The organism is Candidatus Accumulibacter propinquus (assembly GCF_056856495.1).
Genome location: NZ_JBSEHC010000003.1, coordinates 571,484 through 592,442, shown reverse-complemented (window position 1 = coordinate 592,442; position 20,959 = coordinate 571,484). Strand labels below are relative to the sequence as shown.

Genomic DNA, 20,959 nt, shown 5'->3' with positions numbered 1-20,959 from the left:
AACGGATGGTATTATGAAACAGCCCGCGACATCACGCCGTATCCGCCCAGTGGCCGCCGTCCCTACCCCAGCAGATTCCGCCGTCGCCCGCCAGCCGCACGTTGCCTGGCGACGGCTGGCGTTCTACCTCGTCGCTGCGCAATGCCTGGCGCTACTGCTGCTGGCGTGCATGCTGCTCAACAAGCACCACCGTCTGCTCGACGAGTTGACGCTGTCGCGCATCGAGATCCAGGCGAGCGAACTGGCAGCCGCCCTGCGCACCGGGGTGACGAGCGGCCTGCGACCCGACGAGATATTGCGGCTGCAAGCGATGGTCGAGCAACTGAAGGACGCCGAGCCGGCCATCGCGGCCATCGATGTGCTGTGCGCCGAGGCACCCTCCGCCCGCATCGTCTTCGCCGACGACCGCACGCGGGTCGGCAGGATGCTGCCCGCCGACGTCTGGCAGCGGCTTTCGTCGGCACAGGGATTCACGCATGCCCAGTCCGACGCCGGGCCGCAGATCGCGGTCGCCGTGCGCGACATGAGCGGATTTGCCGTCGGCGGCCTGCGCGTAAGCGCCGACGCGGTGCCGCTGGCCGCCGCCGGCGAGGCCGTGACCGCCGCCCTGTGGTCACGGGTCGGCGCGGCGATCGGCGCGACGACGGTGGTCACCCTGGTCGTTCTGGCCTGGCTGCGGAGCCGTGGCGGCGACGCCGCCCTGCGGTGGCGAATCCTGTTGCTCGCGCTGAGCAGCACACTGGCCGCGAGTGCCGTCGTCGCCCTGCAGGCCGATGCGCTGTTTGCCGAGCGCCTGCGACCAGCGCTGACGGCCAAGGTACAGGGTGTCACCCGGTTGCTGGCGAGCAAGCTCGAACACGCGGCCGCCCTGGGTATCCCGCTCGACCAGTTGCCTGCACTCGGCGACTACTTCGCCGCGATCATCGCCCGCCATCCGGAAGTGGCGGCGCTGCGCCTGCGCGACGCAAGCGGCCGCGTGCTGGCCGAACACGGCACGGCGCGCAGCGGCTGGATCGAGCGCGCGGCCGGCGATGCGCGCGTCGCCGCCGCGACCGACGAGCGCTTTGTCGCCCACCGGCTGTGGGAACTGGCCGTCGACGTGGGCATCGTGCTGGTCGTCGCGGCTCTGCTGTTCCGGGAACTGCTGGCCGCACTGCTCGGCGCGCTGCCGCGCGCCGACGGCACGTCGGTACTGAACGTGCTGCAGTCGGCACGCCTGCCGCTGTTTCTCTTCATCCTCAGCGAGGAAGTTTCGCGTGCCTTCCTGCCTCTGTACGTGCAATCGTTCGCTACCGGCAACGGCTGGCTTGGCGAGGAAGCGGCCATCGGCCTGCCGATCACCCTTTACATGCTCTGCTTTGCCCTGGCGACACCATTCGCCGGCCGCTGGGCCGACCGCCAGGGTGTCGCCCGCGTGTTCTCCGCCGGCGTCGGCCTGGCGCTGGTCGGTTTCGCGTGGACGGCGCTGGCCACCACCTACTGGCAGTTGCTGCCGGCGCGCGCGCTCTGCGCCTGCGGCTACGCTGCCGGGACCATGGCCTGTCAACGGCAGTTGATCTCGCTCACTCGGCCGGCCGAAAGGGCGCGCGCCCTGGCGCTGTTCGTCGGCGTGGTCGGCATTGCGGCGATTTGTGGTTCGGCACTCGGCGGCGTGCTGGCCGATCAGTTCGGATTTCGCCCGGTGTTTGCCCTTGCCGCCTTGCTGACCGTGCTGGCACTCGGCGTCTTCCACGGTACGCCGGGCTGGACGACAGGCACGCGCGCGGCCGGACCGCTTCTCGGGCTGGCGGAGATCGGCAGGCTTTTCGGCAACCGCCGCTTTGCCTTGCTGGTGCTCGGGAGTGCAATCCCGGCGAAGATCGCGCTGGCCGGCTTCCTGTTCTACCTGGTGCCGCTCGCGCTGCATCAACTCGCGTATGACCCGGCCGCGATCGGCCGGGCGGTGATGCTCTATTTCGTGCTCGTCGCCGCGGTCAATCCGATCGCATCCCGGCTGTCGGACCGCTACAGCCTGCGCCTGTCGCTGACGCTGATCGGCGGCCTGGTGACCAGCCTCGGCGGACTGCTGGCAATGCCCGGCGGACTCGGCGTCGAGGAAGCGCTCTGGGCCGGTATCACTGCCCTGGGCATCGGTACCGGCCTGGCTGCCGCACCGACGCAGGCGCTGGCCAGCGAAATCGGCGCCGACGCCGGCGCCACATCGGTCGCCGTCGTGCTGCGCAGCAGCGAGCGGCTGGGCAGCGTCGTCGGTCCGCTGTGGGCTGGGGTCTGGTTGGCTGCCGCGGGTTGCCGCGGGGCGATGCTGGCGATCGGTGCGACGGTGCTCGCCGGGACCATGCTCTGCGTGTTCATTCGCAGAGCGAGGGTCCAGTGAGCCGCGGCCTGTGGATGCTGCTGCTCTGCGGCGCCTGTGGTGCCTGCGGCGCAGCGGCGGAACCGCGCTCGTACGAGGTGTTGATGTTGCTCTTCCGCGGCTGTGAGGAATCGTGCCGGGGATTCCAGGACCACTTCCGGCGGCAGGGGGTGCGCGCCCGCTTCACGCTGCGCGACGCCGAGCAGGAACCGCGGCGAATTGCCGGCTTCGTTGCCGAAGCCAGGCGCCTGCGGCCCGACCTGATCGTCGCCTGGGGAACGACCGTCGCCCTCGAAGTCGTCGGTCAGTGGGATGCAGTCGACCGCGCGCGCCACGTCACCGACATCCCGGTGGTCTTCATGGCCGTCACCGATCCGCTGCGCAGTCGCCTGGTACCGACTCTCGCTGGGTCGGGACGCAATCTGGCAGGGACGCTGTATCTGCTGCCGGTCGCCGAGCAGTTGCAGGCGGCGCGGGCGTATATGGAGTTCCGCAAGCTGGGTTTCCTGTACAACCCGGCCGAAGCCAATTCGCTGATCAGCCTGCAGGACCTGCGCGCGCAGGCCTCGCGTTTCGGCTTCGACATGGTCGTCGAGACGCTGCCCGTCGGCGGCAACGGCCAGCCGGTGGCCAGCGACATTCCTGGACGCATCGCGGCGCTGGCGGCAGCCGGCGTCGATCTGCTCTATTTTTCCCCTGACAGTTTTCTCAACAGTCAGCGCCGGCTCGTGACCGGCGAGGCTCTGGCACATCGCATGCCGGTCTTCGCCGCCGCCGAGGCGCCGGTGACCCAGGCCGATGCGCTGTTCGGGGTACTCAATCGCTACGACCAGATCGGCCGATTCACCGCCCGCCTCGCGCTGCGCATCCTGCAGGACGGCGCACGGCCCGGCGAGCTGCCGGTCGAGTTGCCGCGGCAGTTCTCTTACCTGATCAATCTGCGCGTCGCCCATCGTCTGGGTCGCTACCCGCCGTTACCGCTGCTCGACATCGCGGAGATCGTCGGTCGCCCGGAATGTCGCGACAGGAAAGGAAACCGATGCGACTGATCGTCTGCGTCAAACGCGACCTGCACGGCTGCGTTTTTCTCAACCGGCTGTTGCCGCGGCTGGCGCAGCACCGCGTGCGGGTCCTGCTTTCGGACAAGGCCCGGCCGGCCGAACTCGGCGTCCCCGAGCTGGCGGAGTTGGCCTACCTCGAACGCGGACTGCCCCTGCAACGGCTGTTCCCGCTGCTCGACCGACTGCCGACTACAGCGACCGGCGCATGGGCAAGCTTCGCCGGCCTTGAAGAGCGCCACGGCGTGCGTTGCGAGCTGGTCGCCGACATCAACACCCCCGTCGTCCTCTCCGGACTCCTGAGCTTCGCTCCGGACCTGATCGTTTCCGCACGCTTCAGCCACCTCTTCGGGCCGGCCGCGATCGCCGCAGCCCGCTTCGGCGCCGTGAACGTCCACCCGGGCGAACTGCCCGTCCATGCCGGCCTGTTCGCACCGATGCGCACGGTCGCCGAGGGCAATCGGCAACTGGCGTGCTGCCTGCACTTCATCGATGCCGGCATCGACAGCGGGCCCATCATTGACCTGCAGCACCTGCCCTACGACCAGGATCTCGGGCTGCTCAGCCAGATCACGGCACTGTATCCGCTGGCGATCGACCCACTGCTGGATCTGCTCGACCGCCTGGAGCGCGCTGCCGATGTGCCGACGGTCGCCCAGGACAAAAGCCGGCGCCGCTATCGCACCACCCCCGACGCCGCCGAAGTGCGCCAGTTCCTCGTCGCCGGCCACCGCTTCTGGACACCTCAGGGCTACGACGCGGTGCTCGCCCGCTTCATGCCGAACGGCAAGGCCATGGCGAACCTTGAACGGCCCCTTGCCCAGCCGGAACCCTGAAATCCACGCATGGAAGCACGCCTGCGCTATTCTTGCCAGGATTTCCATGTTCCCCCTGGAATGGGACGACAAACTGTTGCCGCGCCTGGCAGGCGGTGGGGGGGGTAGCTACCCGAACCACGGGTTCGGCACCAGCCAGTCCCTTGACTTTGAAGATTGACCAAGATGACTGAACCTTTTCCAGAAGCGGCGAGCGACCTGCTGCAACGGATCGGCGACCGGAAGTTCGCCACCGTGCTCGCCGACCCGCCGTGGCAGTTCCAGAACCGCACCGGCAAGATGGCGCCCGAGCACAAGCGCCTGAACCGCTACGCCACCTTGACGCTCGGCGACATTCTTGCCCTGCCGGTGGCGGCCATAGCCGAGGACACGGCGCATCTCTACCTGTGGGTGCCGAACGCCCTCCTGCCGGAAGGTCTGCGCGTCCTCGCCGCCTGGGGCTTCGCCTACAAGAGCAACATCGTCTGGCACAAGATCCGCAAGGACGGCGGCCCGGACGGGCGCGGCGTCGGCTTCTATTTCCGCAACACCACCGAACTGATCCTGTTCGGCGTCAGGGGCAAGCACGCCCGCACGCTGGCGCCCGGCCGCCGCCAGGTGAATATCATCAAGAGCCGCAAGCGGGAGCATTCGCGCAAGCCCGACGAAGCCTACGCTCTGATCGAGTCCTGCTCGCCGGGTCCCTACCTCGAATTGTTCGCCCGTGGCGCGCGCGATGGCTGGACCACCTGGGGCAACCAGGCCGACGCGTATTTCCCGGACTGGCCGACGTACGGCAACCACTCGCAGGCGGAAACCGACGCCAGCGTGCTGGCGAAGGGCTGATCATGGCCTGACCCTGGCAATTACTGTCGCGGCAACTCGACTTGCGGGTCCATTTCAACGCCCGCAAGCGACGGACTCTCGTCGAGGAACTGGCCGTCGGAGACTTGGACTACATCACTCGGTCCAGGGATTGATGACCTCCACTCCAAGGTCCGCAAAGTCCCGCACGTTGCGAGTGACAAGACGGAGGCCATGCTGCGCGGCCGTTGCTCCGATCAGGCTGTCGATGGCGGGAATCGGGCGGCCTGCGGCGGCCATCAAGCGTCCCCAGCGGTCTGCCACATGGCTGTCGACCGGCAGAATGCGGCCGCTGAAGAAGATTGGCAGTTCCACCTCCAGCCAGTCCAGCAGGGTGGTCCGCCGATCGCCGGCCGCCACGCCTTGGACGCCCTTGCGTAGCTCGCCCAGGGTCAACACACTGAGGAACAAGGTCGCGGCCGGACGACCGGAGCACCATTCGACAACGCCCGCATTGGCCGTCTTGCGGCGTAATTCCGAGATAACGTTGGTATCGAGCAGGTAACTCAAAGCGTCAACTCCCGCGTGACGCTCCGGTCACGTTCGAGGTCGAGTTCTTCGAGGCCATACAGCGGCGATCTGCGGATGAATTCGACCAGAGATTGTCCGCTGCCCGACAGACGCTCGAAGGTCGCCCGTGAAACAACGACAGCCACCGACCGCCCGTGCACCGTAATGTCTTGTGGTCCTTCGCTCTCGGCCAGTTTGACCACCTCCGAAAGGCGAGCCTTGGCCTCCTGCATTTGCCATGCGTGCATATTGACCCCACCGAGTTCTGACCAGACAGACTATATTTTAACGCAGGCAGCGTACTGTACTGTCTTCCGGATTGGCTTTCACCAGCTGGATCGAGATGGCAGGCTTATGGGCAAGTTCATAAGCGTGCGCTGATATACCTGGAAAGGCAAGGCACCGACTGGCATCGGTCAATGAACCCAGGAGTGTTTACTCCGGAGCCTTTCCTGTTGACGACAACGCGGCCTGGATGAGACAAAGTCAACGTGTTTCTTTCGCCGGGTCGCCATGAGATTCCCCTGCTTCGCTGTCATTACCGCCGTGCTGGTCAGCGGCTGCATCAGTGCGCCGCCGACGACGCCGGTGATCGACGCCGGTACTGCCGACATGCGGCAGCCGGAAGGCCCCTCGGGCGTCAGCACGCAGCTCGGCTGGAAGGGTCGGAAGTTCGCCATCGCCAGCGCGCATCCACTGGCCAGCGCCGCCGGACTGGCGATGCTCCAGGCCGGCGGCGCGGCGGTGGACGCGGCGGTCGCCGCGCAGATGGTGTTGACCCTGGTCGAACCCCAGTCCAGCGGCATCGGCGGCGGCGCCTTGCTGCTGCACTACGACGGGCGTGCGACGGTGGCCTTCGACGGCCGCGAGACGGCGCCGGCGGCGGTCAGCGAAACGCTGTTCATCAAGCCCGACGGTCAGCCGATGCATTTTCACGAAGCCGTCGTCGGTGGGCGCGCAGTCGGCGTGCCGGGTACCGTGCGCATGCTCGAAATGGCGCACGCCGAGTACGGCAAGCTGCCCTGGGCGAGCCTCTTCGAGCCGGCTATCCGGCTGGCCGAGGACGGCTTCGCGGTCGGCCAGCGCCTGCACACCCTGCTCCAGGCCGATCCACACCTCCACAAGGATCCGCAGGCCGCCGCCTATTTCTACGGTCAGGACGGACAACCGCCAGCCATCGGCAGCACGCTGCGCAACCCCGAACTTGCCGACGTCCTGCGCAGGATCGCCGGCGACGGATCGCGGGCGCTGCATGCTGGCGAGATCGCGCAGGCGGTGGTCGACAAGGTGCAGGGGCATCCCGACAACCCCGGCACACTGAGCCTCGCCGACATGGCCGCCTACCAGCCGAGGCGGCGTTCTCCGATCTGCAGCCGGCACACGCCCAGGGCAGTCGCGCCGCCGCGAAGTTACGTGATCTGCGGTTTTCCACCGCCGGCTTCCGGGGCCATCGCCATTGCGCAAATTCTCGGTATCCTCGACCACACCGAGGCGCCTGCACTGGCGTTTTCAGACCCGCTGTGGATGCACTATTACGGCGAAGCGTCACGCCTGGCTTTCGCCGACCGTGCCCAGTATGTCGCCGATCCGGATTTCGTCGCCGCGCCGGGCGGCGAATGGCAGGCGCTGATCAGCCCCGCCTACCTGGCCGAGCGTGCGCGGCTGATTGGCCCTCGGAGCATGCGTCTGGCCAGTCCGGGAACGCCATCGGCACAGGTCAGGAGCCAGGCACCGATGCCGGAGCAGGCCGAGCACGGCACCTCGCACCTCAGCGTCGTCGACGGCTACGGCAACGCGCTGGCGCTGACCACGACCATCGAGGACGCCTTCGGTGCCCGCCAGATGGTCAGAGGTTTTCTGCTCAACAACGAACTCAGCGATTTTTCCTTCATCGCCCGCGATGGACGTGGCACGCCGATCGCCAATCGCGTCGAGCCCGGCAAACGCCCGCGCTCGTCGATGAGTCCGACGCTGGTCTTCGACGCCCAGACCGGCGAGTTGGTGATGAGCGGCGGCTCGCCAGGCGGCGCGCTGATCATTCACTATACGGCCAAGCTGCTCTATGCGACTGCGTACTGGGGTCTGGGAACGCAGCAGGCGATCGACCTGCCCAATTTCGGTTCGTTGAACGGCCCGATTCTGCTTGAGGAAAAGCGCTTCGCCGCGTCGTTCATCGCGGCACTCCAGGCGCGTGGCCATGCAGTCAGGGAAATCCCGATGAACAGCGGCCTGCAAGCCATACTGAAAGATGCCGGCGGCTACGCCGGTGGCGCCGATCCGCGGCGTGAGGGACGGGTGATGGGCGAGTGAAAGTGACCACCGCAGCCACAACCGGGCACCCTTTCCCGCGGCACCTGATGCTCGCCTGTCTGCTCGCCGCCGGCCTCGGCGGCTGTGCCACCGACGGCCAATACGAACCCCGATCGCCGGCAGTCTCGCCGCCGCCGGTGCGCGCAACACCACCGCCCACGGCGCCACCGACAGCGCCACCGACAGCGCTGCCGCGTCCGTCGCCCGTCCCGCCAGCCTCCCCGCACGAACGTGATGGCCGTGCCTTGCTCAACCGTCTGCTGCCGGCAAACATCGGCGACCGTGCCGGCTGGACGACGGACATTCTGGCGGCGCTCACCGCCCTGCAGATCCCGGCGCTGCCGGAAAACCTCTGTGCCGCGATCGCAGTCATCGAACAGGAGTCGAGCTTCGTCGCGGACCCGCCGGTTGCCGGGCTGTCGCGCATCGCCTGGCAGGAAATCGAGCGGCGACGTGAAAAGTACAGCATCCCCAGGCTGGTCCTGGACCTTGCCCTGCGCAAGTCCTCCCCGGACGGACGCACTTACCGGGCGCGCATCGACGCCTTGCAGACCGAAAGACAGATGAACGCGCTCTACGACGACATGCTCTCGGAGTTGCCGGGCGGCAAGACCCTTTTCGGCGGCTATAACCCGATCCGTACCGGCGGCCCGATGCAGGTGAGCATCGCCTTTGCCGAGGAACAGATTCGCCAGCGCCCTTACCCCTACGTGCGCCGCGACAGCGTGCGCAACGAGGTGTTCACACGTCGCGGCGGCGTCTATTTCGGAATGGCCATGCTGCTCGACTACCCAGGCTCCTACAGCCAGATGCTCTACCGCTTTGCCGACTTCAACGCCGGCCGCTACAGCAGCCGCAACGCGGCGTTCCAGGACGCCGTCAGCCGCCTCAGCGGTCAGACGTTGGCGCTCGACGGCGACCTGCTGCGTTATCAGGACGGCGTTCCGACAGACGGCAGCAGCGAAACCCAACGGGCGATCTTCCTGCTGCGCGCACGCCTGCGCCTCAATGAAGCCGAGATCCTGCGCGATCTCAAACTCGAAAAGTCTCCGGCCTTCGAGCACAGCGTGCTCTACCAGCGCCTCTACGCCCTGGCCGAGGCGACCAGCGGCGCGCCGCGGCCACGCGATCGCCTGCCGCAGATCGACCTGAAAAGTCCAAAGATCACCCGCCAACTGACCACCGAGTGGTTTGCCCGCCGCGTCGAAGAGCGTTACCGTACCTGCCTGGCCAGGAGACCGGCCGAGGCCTGAAGCGGATCGACTGCCCGCCGCATCCCGACCTGGCTCACGATGCCCCTAGACGACGATGCAGTTGTCCCGGAGGAAATCAAGGGCGTCGCGGCAGGTCGTGTCGGCGGCATCGAGGAGAACGGCCTCGGCCTCCGCAGCGAACTCCCTCCACAGTGCGGCCAGGTCATCCTGCATCTCGTAGGGCGCGGCGGCCCGGATGAAGGCGAGCACCGGCTGCTTCCTGAAACCGTCGGCGCGCAGCTTGCGGACCAGAGCGCGTGCTGCGGCTCTGGACAATGCAGGTTTGGGTGCGATGTCGGCTGCCAGACAGAGAAAAATCGTCAACAGGGAATTGTCGTCCGTCTTGCCGCCGGTAATCCTTTGCCAGTCCTCCGACACCGCCGCATCGAACAGGCTGGCGTCCTCCGGACCGAAATCACGCAGAAAGTACAGTGGCTCCAGGTCACGGATCAACTGGTTCATCGGCTGTGAAGCGTCGAGCACCTTCGGCAGGTCCTCGGCCTCGACCCGTTGCAATTCGCGTCTGGCAACCGCCCGGTACGGCTCGGGCACGACCTTGAAGATCTCCTGCAACCGTTTTCGCCCTTTGGCGGGAACCCCTTTCTTCCTGATCGCGTCGAAAATGGCGATCAGGCCGGCGGCGTTGGGCACGGCGGCGGGCGTGGTCGCGCTCAGATAGACGAGCATGGCGGTTCGGATCACCGATTCGACGGCGACGGTCGACACGTCCGCGGCGGCCATGCCGAGGTTCTCGGCAAACCACAGTCCGGCGGCAATCGCCAGTTGGTGGGTCTGCCGTTGGGCAAGTGCCTGGCGGTATTCGGCCAGGGTCCGCAAGGACCAGTCTTCGAGAAACTGCTTCTGGGATTGCCTGGCGAGGACGCCGTAGGAACCGTCCTCGGGCATCGCCCACAGCCGCTTGAGCATTTCGGAGCCGCCCCGTGAATGCGAGAGGAAGGTCTGGTCGCGCAGCGATCGCGCCGCTCTGGCGAGATCGCCGCCACTGCTCTCTTCGAGGAACAGACTGACCAGATTGACGATGCGCGCACGTGCCTCCTCGATATTCGGTCGCAGGTACTGGGTGCCGAAGAACTCGGCAATCTGCACCATCCCCTTCGGCGCGTCGTTGAGGATGTCGGCGAGTTTCTGCTGGGTGACGATTCCGTTGCGCACGCCGTAAACGAGCGCTCTTTCGAAAAACGGTCGATCGTCAAGTAGCGCAACCTGCTGGCTGCTGGGCGGCATGGGCTGGGACATCCGTTTCCGGGCTGCTATCGGTCCAGGCGTGGGCGGCCGAACTACAGCGCCGACTCTTCATCCGGCTCAGCCAGCGAAGCCGCAGCTGCGAAGCCAGGGGTCGCGGTGCCGTTCTCCGCGGATTCCGCCGCCCTGGCCCGCGCCCTCAGGATCAGCAGCACGTCCCGGAAGATCTCCGGGTGCTGGTAACGCAGCATCCACGCCAGTTCCATCCAGTCATGATCGTCGACCTCGCTATGGCTCAGGAACGGACGATCGGCATCGGCATCGGAGAGCGCATCGAGACGTTCGTCATCGCTCATTTCGGCAGCCGATTCGTCGGTTTCGCCAAAGAAATCGAAGGTCCCGTTCCGGAAGAAATACTCGATGTTTTCGACGCGCTCGCAGAAGTAATCGGCCAGCACCTCGCAACCCCCTTCCAGTTCGCCGATGGCTTCGATGAACTCCGCGGGATCGCTGCCAACCCGGAAAAGCACCGAGTTGATCATGCCGTGCAGGCGCTCGTGACCGGCATCGCCGTAGCGCCTTTCGAGGACGATGGCGCGGGCAAACTGCTCGGGTGACACCAGGAGGTTGACCACCGACTCCCGCGACGCATCGAAGTCACGAAGAACCGCCAGCAGGTCCTTGGCAGGGAAGTCGTCGAGCGCCACCACCAGGGCCTCGTCGCCTTCGCTTTCGACCAGAGCGACCAGGGCGGCTTCGGCGCCGACGATGTCGCCGACGCGAATCAGATTCGCTGCTTTGGCGAGTACCGGATGGCTCATCAGTGGTCTCCGGAGAAGCGATCCCTGCGATCGAAGCCCTGCTCGGAAAGCCAGTCGGCACCGGCCTCTTCGAGGTCGACATCGTCGTCGGACTCCGCGCGCCCATCGTCATCATCGCCGCAGCCGTCACCCTTGCTGCCCTGCGAGGGTCCATCGCCGGACTCCGAAGGGATCGCCGAACGGCCGAGCAGGTACTCCAGGCACGCGGTCACGACCAGGAACTGCTCGCCATTCGGGTCCTTGAGGACAATGTTGGCCAGGGTTTCGGCCCACGGTTCCAGGTGTACCGACGCCTGCAGTTCCGACCAGGTGGGCAGGTCTTCCGGCTCCTGTGCGGCGAGGTCGCGCATCACTTCCGGACTGTCGAAGCGCATCCCGCCGTGGAAGGCGACGGCGACCATCTCCGGGTTGCACTCGATCATCGGCAGCAACTGGGACACCTGGCCCCGCTTTGCCTGCAGCCGTTTCGCCAGGACATCGTGTCCCGCCGAATCGGTCGTCAGGTCGTCGAGTTCTGCCTCATAGGCGGATTTCAGTTCTTCAAAAAATGACGAGAGTCTCACGGCAATACCCCTTCAAGATAGTTCTTCCAGATCTCCCGCGCCGTTTCGAGCGGCTTCTCGAGCAGATTGCGGCGTCGATTCTCATCATAGGCGTAGCGTCGCGCGACGTCCGAAAGCGTTTCGTAGGCTTCCTGGACATCGCGGAATTTGTCCGTCGCTTCCGGTGCCGTGTTCCGGTCCGGGTGAAACTGCAAGGCCTTCCTGCGATAGGCCGACCTGACCTCGTCGCCTGACGCGTCGCTGGCGATACCCAGAATGGCGTAATGGTCCTTCATGCACCCTCAACAAGTCGGTGGGCGTGCCGCCCGATGGCCCATTCTAGCAGCCTCGGCGCGCCCGCATGCGGGCAGGGCCGCTCGACGGCAGCCTGCCGCACGCGGCGCTTGTGTACCGTTGCCGATCAGGCAAGCCCCAGGCGCTGCCACAGGGTGCTGGTCAGCAGCACCTGATTGAGGGTGTAGAAGTGCAGGCCGGGCACCCCACTGGCCAGCAGTTGTTCGCAGAGGTGCGTGACGACATCCAGGCCGAAGGCCTGGATCGATGCCGTATCGTCACCGTAGCTTTCGAGCCGGCGCCGGATCCAGCGCGGAATCTCGGCGCCGCAGTTGTCGGAAAAGCGCGCCAGACTGCTGTAGCTGGAAATCGGCATGATGCCGGGAACGATCGGGACGTCGATGCCGATCGCCCGGGATTCGTCGACGAAGTTCGCGTAGGCATCGAAGTTGTAGAAATACTGGGTGATCGCCGAATTGGCGCCTGCATCGAGCTTGCGCTTGAAGGCCAGGAGGTCTTCGCGCGGACTCTTGGCCTGCGGGTGATACTCCGGGTACGCGGCGACTTCGATGTGGAACCAGTCGCCGGTTTCTGCACGGATGAATTCAACGAGTTCGTTGGCGTAGCGAAACGCACCGGGTCGGGCCATCCCCGACGGCAGGTCGCCGCGCAGCGCCACGAGCTGCCGGATACCGTGCGCCCGGTACTGGTCCAGGATGCTGCGAATGCTCTCGCGCGTCGAACCGATGCACGACAGGTGGGGCGCCGCGGCGTGGCCTTCGCTCTGGATTTCGAGCACGGTATCGAGGGTGCGGTCGCGCGTCGAACCACCGGCACCAAAAGTGACGGAGAAGAAGCTGGGTTTGAGCAGCGCCATGCGCGCGCGCGCGGCGCGCAGCTTCTCCGCACCCTCGGGCGTTTGCGGCGGGAAGAGTTCAAGACTGAAGGTACGAAGGTCAGGGGTCATGACGAGACTATGACGTACGTTTTCCCGTCGGCAGGAGCGACGAAAGCAGCGACGAGAAAATACTGTAGAGGATGGCGCCGAACACTCCCGGCCAGAAACCGCCGACGACGAAGCCTTCCAGCAGCGAACCCGCCAGCCAGAACATCAGGCCATTCAGGACGAAGAGAAAGAGCCCCAGCGTCAACAGCGTGACCGGAAGCGTCAGCAGGAGCAACAGGGGGCGCAAGACGGTGTTCACCAACCCGAGCACCAGGGCTGCGACCATCGCCGACCCGAAAGACGCCACCTGTATCGATGGCAGCAGGTAGGCGACGGCAAGCAGCGCGAGGGCGTTGAGCAACCAGAGCAGGATCAGTCGCACGGCGGTCCCCTGTCGAGGTGAGTATCAGTAGCGATAGTGGTCGGACTTGTAGGGGCCTTCCTTGGCGACACCGATGTACGCCGCCTGCTGATCGGTCAGTTCGGAAAGCTGCGCATTGAGTTTCTTGAGTTGCAGGCGGGCGACCTTCTCGTCGAGGTGTTTGGGCAGCGTATAGACGCCGATCGGGTAGTCGGCATTGCGCGTGAACAGCTCGATCTGGGCGATCGTCTGGTTTGCGAACGACGAACTCATCACGTAGGACGGATGGCCGGTACCGCAACCGAGGTTGACCAGCCGACCCTTGGCCAGCAGGATGATGCGCTTGCCATCCGGGAAGATGACATGGTCGACCTGCGGCTTGATCTCTTCCCAGGGGTAGACCTCGACCGAGGCAACGTCGATTTCGTTGTCGAAGTGGCCGATGTTGCAGACGATCGCCTGGTCCTTCATCTTCTGCATGTGCGCATGCGTAATGACGTGGTAGTTGCCGGTGCAGGTGACGAAGATGTCGGCCTTGTCGGCGGCGTAGTCCATGGTCACCACGCGGTAACCTTCCATGGCCGCCTGCAGCGCACAGATCGGATCGATTTCGGTGACCCACACTTGCGCCGACAAGGCGCGCATGGCCTGCGCAGAGCCCTTGCCGACGTCGCCATAGCCGGCGATCAAGGCGACCTTGCCGGCAATCATCACGTCGGTGGCGCGCTTGACGCCATCCACCAGGGACTCGCGGCAGCCGTAGAGGTTGTCGAATTTCGACTTGGTGACCGAGTCATTGACGTTGATCGCCGGAAACTTGAGTTCGCCCTTGGCGTGCATCTGGTACAGGCGGTGGACACCGGTGGTGGTTTCCTCGGTCACCCCCTTGACCGCCGCCAGGCGCAGCGAGTACCAGCCCGGGTCGCTGGCCAGCTTGGCCTTGATCGCCGCGAACAGGATCGTCTCTTCCTCGGAAGTCGGGCTGGCCAGCACCGAAGCATCACTCTCGGCACGCGCACCGAGATGCAGCAGCAGCGTCGCGTCGCCGCCATCGTCGAGGATCATGTTGCTGTAACCGCCATCCGGCCATTCGAAAATGCGGTGGGTGTAGTCCCAATAGTCCTGCAGCGACTCGCCCTTGACGGCAAAGACCGCCACGCCGGCGGCGGCGATGGCGGCGGCGGCGTGATCCTGCGTCGAGAAGATGTTGCACGAGGCCCAGCGCACCTCGGCACCGAGAGCGGTCAGGGTCTCGATCAGCACCGCGGTCTGGATGGTCATGTGCAGCGAACCGGTGATGCGCGCGCCCTGCAGCGGTTTGGCGGCAGCGAATTCCTCGCGAATCGCCATCAGGCCCGGCATTTCGGTTTCGGCGATACGAATTTCCTTGCGGCCCCAGTCGGCGAGACCGAGGTCGGCAATCACGTAGTCTTGAGTTTGGGTAACAGCATCCGACACAGTAAGGCTCCTTGAGAACTGTGACCGGGAGAGGAAGTGCGGGTGCCTGCTGGCGGAAGAACCTCCGCCTACGCCCACCCATCTTCCCATGCCCGGCACGGGTTGGTTGGATGAGCGCCGTTCGAGAAATCCGAGCCTGAAACTGTCGGACGACAGCCCTGCAGCGCTCCTCGGATTAGGACGGATTATAACCCGGCTTCTGCCGTCCAGACTGTGACGAAATGCACTCACCGGCGCAGAAGTCGGAATTCGTTCAGTAAGACAGCGAATCGTAAGTCGGCTTGCGCCCCCGGATCTCGACACTGACCTGGTTGGGCGCACAAATCGCAATCTCGCCGGGGCGCGCCAACCACCCCTGGCGTACGCAATACTGGCGGGGACCGGGGTCCGAGGCGACGCGAGCCCGACCCCGCTCGACGACGACCGTGGTAATGCCCAGCGGACCGGGAACGTCCAGCCTTCGGTTGCGCGCCAGATCGAGTTCAGAAAAGACTTCGCCGCCGCGGCGGACGATTGCCTTCTCGGCGACGCCGGCCTGCCACGCCAATGGAAACGACACGCCGCAAACCGCGAGACCCAGCAACATCACCAGCCAGTCACCGGGCTTGAGCAGCCCGATCCAGGGTATCACTGGGTGCCGTTGGTGGCCATCAGGAGCGGGCGCGACTCACGGTGACGAACCAGCACGCGCGCGCAACCACGAAACTCGCGGCCCAGCCACTCGGCGAGGTAGACCGAGCGATGCTGACCACCGGTGCAGCCAATACCCACCGTCAGGTAGTTGCGGCTGTCCTGGACATAGCAAGGCAACCAGGAGCGAATGAAGCCGGCGATGTCACTACGCATGCGCAGGACTTCGGGTTCGGCCTCGAGGAAATCAATCACCGGAGCATCGCGACCGGTGAGCGGCCGCAGATTTGGATCGTAGTGTGGATTGGGCAGACAACGAACGTCAAAAACCAGGTCGGCGTCGAGCGGAATGCCGTTCTTGAACCCGAAGGACTCGAACAACAGGGTCAGGCCCTGCGAAGGATCGTCGGTGACCTCCCTGGTCACGAACTGACGGACCCACTCGCGTAGTGCGCTGGCCTTGACACCACTGGTATCGATGTGGTGACCGAGGGCACCCAACTCGCCAAGCCGGATGCGTTCTTCGGCAATCGCTTCGGTCAATGTCAAGCGGTCGCTGGCCAACGGATGTCGGCGTCGCGTTTCGGAATAGCGCTTGATCAGGGTGGCATCCTGCGCATCGAGAAACAGGAACTGCAGATCGAGTTCGTTGGCACGCAGAGCGTCGAGCTGTAACGGCAGCATGGCGACGCTGTCGCCACCGCGGATGTCGATCACCACGCCCACCTTGTCGTAGCCCTGCAGGTCAAGCTGGCCGACAAGCTGCTGCAACAACTGCGAGGGCAAGTTGTCGACGCAATAATAGTTGGCATCCTCAAGCACCTTGAGGGCGATCGATTTGCCGGAACCGGACAGGCCGCTGATGAGAACGAGATGCATGACCTCAAGGATAACGGAAGCCCGGCTCCCCGGGCAAGTCACTCTGGAATAAACTTGCAGCCTACCGTTGACAGGCCGGTCTTATGACACATCTGAACATCCCTTTTCTCGATGAACTCGCGGCAATCCGGCGCGACATCCACGCGCACCCCGAACTCGCATTCAATGAGCTGAGGACCGCCGAACTGGTGGCTCGCGAGTTGACGCGTTATGGACTGGAAGTCCATTGCGGCCTGGCCGGCACCGGTGTCATCGGCGTTCTGCGCAAGGGGAGCGGCACACGTGCGATTGGCCTGCGTGCGGACATGGATGCGCTGCCTTTGCAGGAGAAGAACGATTTCCCGCACCGCTCGAGAGACCCCGGCAGAATGCACGCCTGCGGGCATGATGGGCACACCACGATCCTGCTCGGTGCCGCGCGCTACCTCGCCGAACACCGCGATGACCTGGATTTCGACGGCACGGTTTACTTCATCTTCCAACCCGCCGAGGAGTCCGAGGGAGGCGCCGCCGTAATGATCGCCGACGGTCTCTTCGACAGGTTTCCAATGGAGGCGGTGTTCGGACTGCACAACTGGCCCGGAATTCCGGTGGGCGAAATGGCGGTGCGGCCAGGGCCGGTCATGGCCGGCACCTGCACCTTCGAGGTTTCGGTCCGCGGCCACGGTTGCCACGCGGCGATGCCGCATCAGGGGGTCGACACGCTGGTGGTCAGCAGCCAGCTGGTACTGGCCCTGCAGACCGTCGTCGCCCGCAACCTGCACCCTTGCGAATCGGCGGTCGTCAGCGTCACCCAGATCCACGCCGGCGAGGCGTGGAACATCATTCCCGACGATGCCGTTCTGCGCGGTACCATCCGCAGCTTCAACGCCGAAACACAGGAACTTGTCGAGCGCGCCGTCGAGCGGCTGTGCACTGGAATCGCCAGCGCTTTCGGAGCGCAAATCTCGGTGCGCTTCGATCACCGCTATCCGCCGACGGTCAACAGCGTCGCACAAAGCGAGGTCTGCCGGCAGGTGGCGACGGCCTTGCTCGGTCCGGACAAGGTGCGCACCAACGAACTGCCGTCGATGGGCGCCGAAGACTTCGCTTACATGCTGCGCGAGAAACCCGGTTGTTATGTCTGGCTGGGCAATGGTCCGGGCACGGGAGGCTGCACCCTGCACAATCCACATTACGACTTCAACGACGAAATCCTGCCGCTGGGAGTGAATTACTGGGTCCGCCTGGTGAGCGCCGTGCTGTAAGGCATTTTTTGTTACACTCGGGGAGGGGTCAATGGGGTGCCGTGCTTCGGCCACGACCAGGCCCCGACGCCACAGGTCCAAAAAATGGCGGGGAGCGCCCGGTGCAGTATTCAGGCGCTCCCCGAGTTTCGGCCGAAGCCGGAACTCCCCAGACCATAAAAAGGAGAACAGCATGTGTAGCTTAAAGGCGTGGACTTACAAAGAACTTACGCGCACCAGATCGGGAATCGCGGGTCATGCGTATTCTCCTCGCTGAAGACGACCGCATCATCGCCGATGGCCTTTGCCGCTCGTTGCGCCAGGGGGGCTACGCGATCGACTGTACCTACAACGGCATAGACGCAGATACGGCACTGCTGACCAACACCTACGATCTGCTGATTCTCGATCTTGGCCTGCCGAGACTACCGGGACTGGACGTGCTGCGGCGCCTGCGGGCGCGCCAGTCAGGCACGCCGGTATTGATCCTGACCGCGCTCGACGGCATCGACGATCGCGTCAAGGGACTCGACCTCGGCGCCGACGATTACATGGCCAAACCCTTTGAACTGGCCGAACTCGAAGCGCGCGTACGCGCACTGAGCCGCCGCTCCTCCGGCACCTCGCGAATGATTCAGTGCGGTTCGCTGGCTTTCGATCAGACCGACCGTTGTGCGCTGGTAAATGGCGAAATGCTCGATCTCTCGGCACGCGAGCTGGGGCTGCTCGAAATCTTCCTGTCACGGGCGAAACGGCTGGTCAGCAAGGACCAGTTGGTTGATCACCTCTGCGGCTGGGGTGAGGAAGTCAGCCACAACGCGATCGAGGTTTACGTCCACCGCCTGCGGAAGAAGCTCGAATCGACAGGAGTGAACATCATCACCGTGCGCGGGCTCGGCTACTATCTTGAGAAACCTGCGGAAGAGAGAAAATCCTGACCTCCAGCGCTCGCTGTTCGGCGAGATTCTGGACTGGATGCTGGCACCGCTGCTCTTTGTGTGGCCGATCAGCATTGCCTTTACGCACTATTTCGCCAACAGTGTGGCGAGCTTTCCCTACGACCAGTCCTTGCGCGAACACGTGGCGGCAATATCACGCCAGATCAGTTTTGTCGATGGGCGCGCGCAACTCGCGCTGCCCGGCCTGGCACAGAGCTTTCTGCGATCGGATGAGATCGACAACGTCTATTTTCACCTCCTGGACCACGGCGGCCAGCTGATCGCGGGCGACCCGGAACTGCCGGTACCGCGAAAGCCCGAGGCATTTCTGAACCGCGAGCACAGCGAGGTCCATTTCCGCGATGACGAATACCGTGGGCAGGCCCTGCGCATTGCCTATCTGTATCTTTTCGACGCGAGTGCGCCGGCCGACCTCGGGGTACTGATTGAAGTCGGGGAAACGACGGAGAAACGCTCCCAACTGGCGAACAAGATCATCGCCAGCGTCATTCTGCCGCAGTTTGTGATCATTCCGCTGGCGGTGGTGCTGGTCTGGTTCGGTTTGTCGCAGGGCTTGCGTCCTCTGACCCGTCTGCGTGACCGCATCGAAGCCCGCCGCGAAGGCGACCTGTCACCAATCGCCCTACGCCGCGTTCCGGAAGAATTACGGCCGCTGACCGAAGCGTTCAATTCCATGCTGACCAGAATGCAGCACAATGTCGCCGCCCAGCGGCGTTTCATTGCCGATGCCGCACATCAGATGCGAACTCCGCTCACCGGCCTGAAAACGCAGGCGCAATTGGCCGTGCGCGAGACCGATCCGACAGAACTGCGGCATGCCCTCAGGCAAATCCTGATGGGTGCCGATCGCGCGTCGCATCTGGTCGATCAGTTGCTGTCGCTCGCGCGTGCCGAAGCCAGCGGGCACTCGCAGCAGACGCTGGTGGCTCTCGACCTCGAGCACTTGCTGCGTGAAGTCGTTGAAAGCTGGGTGGTTCACGCCCTCGAAAAATGCATCGATCTGGGCTACGAGCCTGCGGGCACGGTGTTCATCCAGGGCAACGCCTTTCTGCTGCGCGAGATGGTCAACAACCTGCTCGACAATGCCCTGCGCTACACGCCGGCTGGCGGCCGGGTGACCGCGCGGGTGGTTGCCCAAGGCGATTTCGCCCTGCTCGAAATCGAAGACAGCGGACCGGGGATTTCCGACGAGGAGTCACAGAAGGTTTTCGACCGCTTTTACCGTGTCGAGGGGACGGACAGCGAGGGCAGTGGTCTCGGACTGGCCATCGTTCGGGAAATTGCCGAAGTCCATCAGGGCGCCGCCAGCCTGCGGCCCAATACCCGCAAGGTGCGTGAGGACGAACCGCCGGGTTGTGTCGCCAGGATCGTCTTCCCGGTTTACCGCCTGCAGCCCCCACCGGCAGCCATTGCCGAGCCCGTCCGCACCGGCGGATTTGCCTGAGGACCGATCGTTCGCCCACTTTCCCGGAGCGGCGGGCTCGCGCACCGGGAACCGCTGCGTAGCGGCCTCACACCAGCCTTCTCAGGTAAGCCGGCGCGAACTCGACGACGAAGTCCCAGAACGCGGCAAGAGCCGGGGTGAGGTGCTTGCTCCGGTGGCGAACGATGTGCCAGCGGCGCATGACCGGCGTCCCTTCGACTTTGAGGATGCACAGACGTCCGACACTCAGTTCCAGCCCCAGGGTGTGCAGCGAAATGAAGCTGATGCCAAGCCCGGCGACGACCGCCTGCTTGATCGCCTCGTTGCTGCCCATTTCCATGCCGATCCGCGGCTTGATCGAACGCTCCTGAAAGAACTCTTCCATCGCTGAGCGCGTGCCCGATCCCGACTCGCGCACGATCAGGGTTTCACCGGCAAGATCCTCGATGGCAACGCTGGCGTGCCTGGCCAAGGGGTGATCGGCGCTGGCCACGATCACCAGCGGGTGCGGCGCAAAGGATACCGCCACCGCATCGAGTTCGGCCGGCGGCCGGCCCATGATCGCCACGTCGACCTCGTTGCCGGCGAGCAGGCGACTGACGGTGTCGCGGTTGTCAATCAGCAGGCGAATGCGTACATCGGCCTGTGTTCTGCGAAATTCGGCCAGCAACCCCGGCGCGAAATACTCGGCGGTACTGGCCACCGCGACGGCAATGCGCCCGCCCTTCAGTCCCTTCAAGGCCAGCAGCGCGGCATCCGCCTCCTTCAGCGACTGCAGAATCTGGCGCGTATGGTCAAGCAGAATTTCGCCTGCCTCGGTAAGAAAAACGCGCTTGCCGATCCGTTCGAACAGCAAGGTGCCGCTGACCTCCTCCAACTGCTTGATTTGCAGCGAGATGGCAGCGTGCGTCAGATGCAGGTTCTCGGCCGCCCGCGCAAACGAGAGATGGCTTGCGGCTACCGAAAAGATCTGGAGCTGACGGATGGTGGCGTTTCTCATCGATTAGCTTTTCTTAAATCAAATGAACAATACGTTTAACTAGCGCTTTTGCAT

Annotated in this window: 21 protein-coding genes and 1 riboswitch; of the genes, 9 read left to right on the top strand and 12 right to left on the bottom strand. The window is 64.7% G+C overall.

Annotated features, from left to right (window positions below):
* The first annotated feature begins 13 nt into the window (after positions 1–13).
* From AC15MQ_RS08805 to AC15MQ_RS08790, 4 genes are all read left to right on the top strand, one after another.
* Positions 14–2,374, top strand: coding sequence for an MFS transporter (locus AC15MQ_RS08805; protein ID WP_483079908.1), 2,361 nt, complete (start codon positions 14–16; stop codon positions 2,372–2,374).
* A complete protein-coding gene (locus AC15MQ_RS08800) occupies positions 2,371–3,402 on the top strand; it encodes an ABC transporter substrate-binding protein (protein WP_287654675.1) in 1,032 nt (343 codons plus the stop codon). Before AC15MQ_RS08805 ends, AC15MQ_RS08800 begins: the two co-directional genes overlap by 4 nt.
* Positions 3,393–4,247: a formyltransferase family protein gene (locus AC15MQ_RS08795; protein WP_483079907.1), complete on the top strand. Its 855-nt coding sequence runs from the start codon at positions 3,393–3,395 to the stop codon at positions 4,245–4,247. Before AC15MQ_RS08800 ends, AC15MQ_RS08795 begins: the two co-directional genes overlap by 10 nt.
* A gap of 165 nt (positions 4,248–4,412) precedes the next feature.
* On the top strand, positions 4,413–5,072 hold the full coding sequence (locus AC15MQ_RS08790; protein ID WP_483079906.1) for an MT-A70 family methyltransferase: 660 nt from the start codon (positions 4,413–4,415) through the stop codon (positions 5,070–5,072).
* A gap of 114 nt (positions 5,073–5,186) precedes the next feature.
* On the opposite strand, the gene AC15MQ_RS08785 is transcribed toward AC15MQ_RS08790, so the two are convergent.
* On the bottom strand, positions 5,187–5,600 hold the full coding sequence (locus tag AC15MQ_RS08785; protein ID WP_287667938.1) for a type II toxin-antitoxin system VapC family toxin: 414 nt from the start codon (positions 5,598–5,600) through the stop codon (positions 5,187–5,189).
* Entirely contained in the window at positions 5,597–5,848 is a 252-nt protein-coding gene (locus tag AC15MQ_RS08780) for a type II toxin-antitoxin system Phd/YefM family antitoxin (RefSeq protein ID WP_287654679.1), read from the bottom strand. The genes AC15MQ_RS08785 and AC15MQ_RS08780 overlap by 4 nt, the downstream gene beginning before the upstream one ends.
* A 265-nt stretch (positions 5,849–6,113) precedes the next feature.
* Between AC15MQ_RS08780 and AC15MQ_RS08775 the strand changes: the two genes are divergently transcribed.
* The gene (locus AC15MQ_RS08775) at positions 6,114–7,910 is read left to right on the top strand and encodes a gamma-glutamyltransferase family protein (protein WP_483079905.1); all 1,797 of its coding nucleotides are present in this window, start codon (positions 6,114–6,116) and stop codon (positions 7,908–7,910) included.
* 2 nt (positions 7,911–7,912) lie between these two features.
* Positions 7,913–9,163, top strand: coding sequence for a DUF1615 domain-containing protein (locus AC15MQ_RS08770; protein WP_483079904.1), 1,251 nt, complete (start codon positions 7,913–7,915; stop codon positions 9,161–9,163).
* A 45-nt stretch (positions 9,164–9,208) separates the two neighbouring features.
* Here AC15MQ_RS08770 and AC15MQ_RS08765 read toward each other — a convergent pair whose 3' ends face one another.
* The 9 genes from AC15MQ_RS08765 to rapZ all read right to left on the bottom strand — a co-directional run bounded on the left by AC15MQ_RS08765 (position 9,209) and on the right by rapZ (position 16,297).
* Positions 9,209–10,408 (bottom strand): hypothetical protein, encoded by a 1,200-nt coding sequence (locus AC15MQ_RS08765; protein WP_483079903.1) that lies wholly within the window; start codon positions 10,406–10,408, stop codon positions 9,209–9,211.
* Between the two features lie 53 nt (positions 10,409–10,461).
* Complete coding sequence (locus tag AC15MQ_RS08760; RefSeq protein ID WP_287654683.1) at positions 10,462–11,187, bottom strand: hypothetical protein; 726 nt, start codon at positions 11,185–11,187, stop codon at positions 10,462–10,464.
* Positions 11,187–11,750 (bottom strand): hypothetical protein, encoded by a 564-nt coding sequence (locus AC15MQ_RS08755; protein WP_483079902.1) that lies wholly within the window; start codon positions 11,748–11,750, stop codon positions 11,187–11,189. Before AC15MQ_RS08755 ends, AC15MQ_RS08760 begins: the two co-directional genes overlap by 1 nt.
* A complete protein-coding gene (locus AC15MQ_RS08750) occupies positions 11,747–12,025 on the bottom strand; it encodes a DnaJ domain-containing protein (protein WP_287654685.1) in 279 nt (92 codons plus the stop codon). The genes AC15MQ_RS08755 and AC15MQ_RS08750 overlap by 4 nt, the downstream gene beginning before the upstream one ends.
* Before the next feature lie 125 nt (positions 12,026–12,150).
* Positions 12,151–12,990, bottom strand: a complete 840-nt coding sequence (gene metF, locus AC15MQ_RS08745; protein ID WP_287654686.1) for a methylenetetrahydrofolate reductase [NAD(P)H] — start codon at positions 12,988–12,990, stop codon at positions 12,151–12,153.
* Between the two features lie 7 nt (positions 12,991–12,997).
* The gene (locus AC15MQ_RS08740) at positions 12,998–13,351 is read right to left on the bottom strand and encodes a phage holin family protein (protein ID WP_287654687.1); all 354 of its coding nucleotides are present in this window, start codon (positions 13,349–13,351) and stop codon (positions 12,998–13,000) included.
* Between the two features lie 24 nt (positions 13,352–13,375).
* A complete protein-coding gene (ahcY, locus tag AC15MQ_RS08735) occupies positions 13,376–14,788 on the bottom strand; it encodes an adenosylhomocysteinase (RefSeq protein ID WP_287654689.1) in 1,413 nt (470 codons plus the stop codon).
* Positions 14,789–14,893: 105 nt separating this feature from the next.
* Positions 14,894–14,966: riboswitch (S-adenosyl-L-homocysteine riboswitch) on the bottom strand.
* A gap of 75 nt (positions 14,967–15,041) precedes the next feature.
* Positions 15,042–15,416 carry a NusG domain II-containing protein gene (locus tag AC15MQ_RS08730; RefSeq protein WP_287654709.1) on the bottom strand — a complete coding sequence of 125 codons (375 nt, stop codon included), beginning with the start codon at positions 15,414–15,416 and terminating at the stop codon, positions 15,042–15,044.
* Positions 15,416–16,297: an RNase adapter RapZ gene (gene rapZ / locus AC15MQ_RS08725; RefSeq protein ID WP_287654690.1), complete on the bottom strand. Its 882-nt coding sequence runs from the start codon at positions 16,295–16,297 to the stop codon at positions 15,416–15,418. The genes AC15MQ_RS08730 and rapZ overlap by 1 nt, the downstream gene beginning before the upstream one ends.
* Positions 16,298–16,380: 83 nt before the next feature.
* On the opposite strand from rapZ, the gene AC15MQ_RS08720 reads away from it, so the two are divergent.
* The 3 genes from AC15MQ_RS08720 to AC15MQ_RS08710 all read left to right on the top strand — a co-directional run bounded on the left by AC15MQ_RS08720 (position 16,381) and on the right by AC15MQ_RS08710 (position 19,926).
* On the top strand, positions 16,381–17,544 hold the full coding sequence (locus AC15MQ_RS08720) for a M20 aminoacylase family protein (RefSeq protein WP_483079901.1): 1,164 nt from the start codon (positions 16,381–16,383) through the stop codon (positions 17,542–17,544).
* A gap of 236 nt (positions 17,545–17,780) precedes the next feature.
* The gene (locus AC15MQ_RS08715; protein ID WP_483079900.1) at positions 17,781–18,461 is read left to right on the top strand and encodes a response regulator; all 681 of its coding nucleotides are present in this window, start codon (positions 17,781–17,783) and stop codon (positions 18,459–18,461) included.
* Entirely contained in the window at positions 18,430–19,926 is a 1,497-nt protein-coding gene (locus AC15MQ_RS08710) for a sensor histidine kinase N-terminal domain-containing protein (RefSeq protein ID WP_483079899.1), read from the top strand. Before AC15MQ_RS08715 ends, AC15MQ_RS08710 begins: the two co-directional genes overlap by 32 nt.
* Positions 19,927–19,993: 67 nt before the next feature.
* Here the strand turns inward: AC15MQ_RS08710 and AC15MQ_RS08705 are convergent, their stop codons facing one another.
* Positions 19,994–20,905: a LysR family transcriptional regulator gene (locus AC15MQ_RS08705; protein WP_287654694.1), complete on the bottom strand. Its 912-nt coding sequence runs from the start codon at positions 20,903–20,905 to the stop codon at positions 19,994–19,996.
* Between the last annotated feature and the right edge of the window lie 54 nt (positions 20,906–20,959).

Bases quoted from the DNA above. Each gene is read 5' to 3' on its own strand.
- AC15MQ_RS08805 (WP_483079908.1), top strand. From the start codon at position 14: ATGAAACAGCCCGCGACATCACGCCGTATCCGCCCAGTGGCCGCCGTC.
- AC15MQ_RS08795 (WP_483079907.1), top strand. From the start codon at position 3,393: ATGCGACTGATCGTCTGCGTCAAACGCGACCTGCACGGCTGCGTTTTT.
- AC15MQ_RS08790 (WP_483079906.1), top strand. From the start codon at position 4,413: ATGACTGAACCTTTTCCAGAAGCGGCGAGCGACCTGCTGCAACGGATC.
- AC15MQ_RS08780 (WP_287654679.1), bottom strand. From the start codon at position 5,848: ATGCACGCATGGCAAATGCAGGAGGCCAAGGCTCGCCTTTCGGAGGTG.
- AC15MQ_RS08775 (WP_483079905.1), top strand. From the start codon at position 6,114: ATGAGATTCCCCTGCTTCGCTGTCATTACCGCCGTGCTGGTCAGCGGC.
- AC15MQ_RS08765 (WP_483079903.1), bottom strand. From the start codon at position 10,408: ATGCCGCCCAGCAGCCAGCAGGTTGCGCTACTTGACGATCGACCGTTT.
- AC15MQ_RS08760 (WP_287654683.1), bottom strand. From the start codon at position 11,187: ATGAGCCATCCGGTACTCGCCAAAGCAGCGAATCTGATTCGCGTCGGC.
- AC15MQ_RS08750 (WP_287654685.1), bottom strand. From the start codon at position 12,025: ATGAAGGACCATTACGCCATTCTGGGTATCGCCAGCGACGCGTCAGGC.
- metF (WP_287654686.1), bottom strand. From the start codon at position 12,990: ATGACCCCTGACCTTCGTACCTTCAGTCTTGAACTCTTCCCGCCGCAA.
- rapZ (WP_287654690.1), bottom strand. From the start codon at position 16,297: ATGCATCTCGTTCTCATCAGCGGCCTGTCCGGTTCCGGCAAATCGATC.
- AC15MQ_RS08720 (WP_483079901.1), top strand. From the start codon at position 16,381: ATGACACATCTGAACATCCCTTTTCTCGATGAACTCGCGGCAATCCGG.
- AC15MQ_RS08715 (WP_483079900.1), top strand. From the start codon at position 17,781: ATGCGTATTCTCCTCGCTGAAGACGACCGCATCATCGCCGATGGCCTT.
- AC15MQ_RS08705 (WP_287654694.1), bottom strand. From the start codon at position 20,905: ATGAGAAACGCCACCATCCGTCAGCTCCAGATCTTTTCGGTAGCCGCA.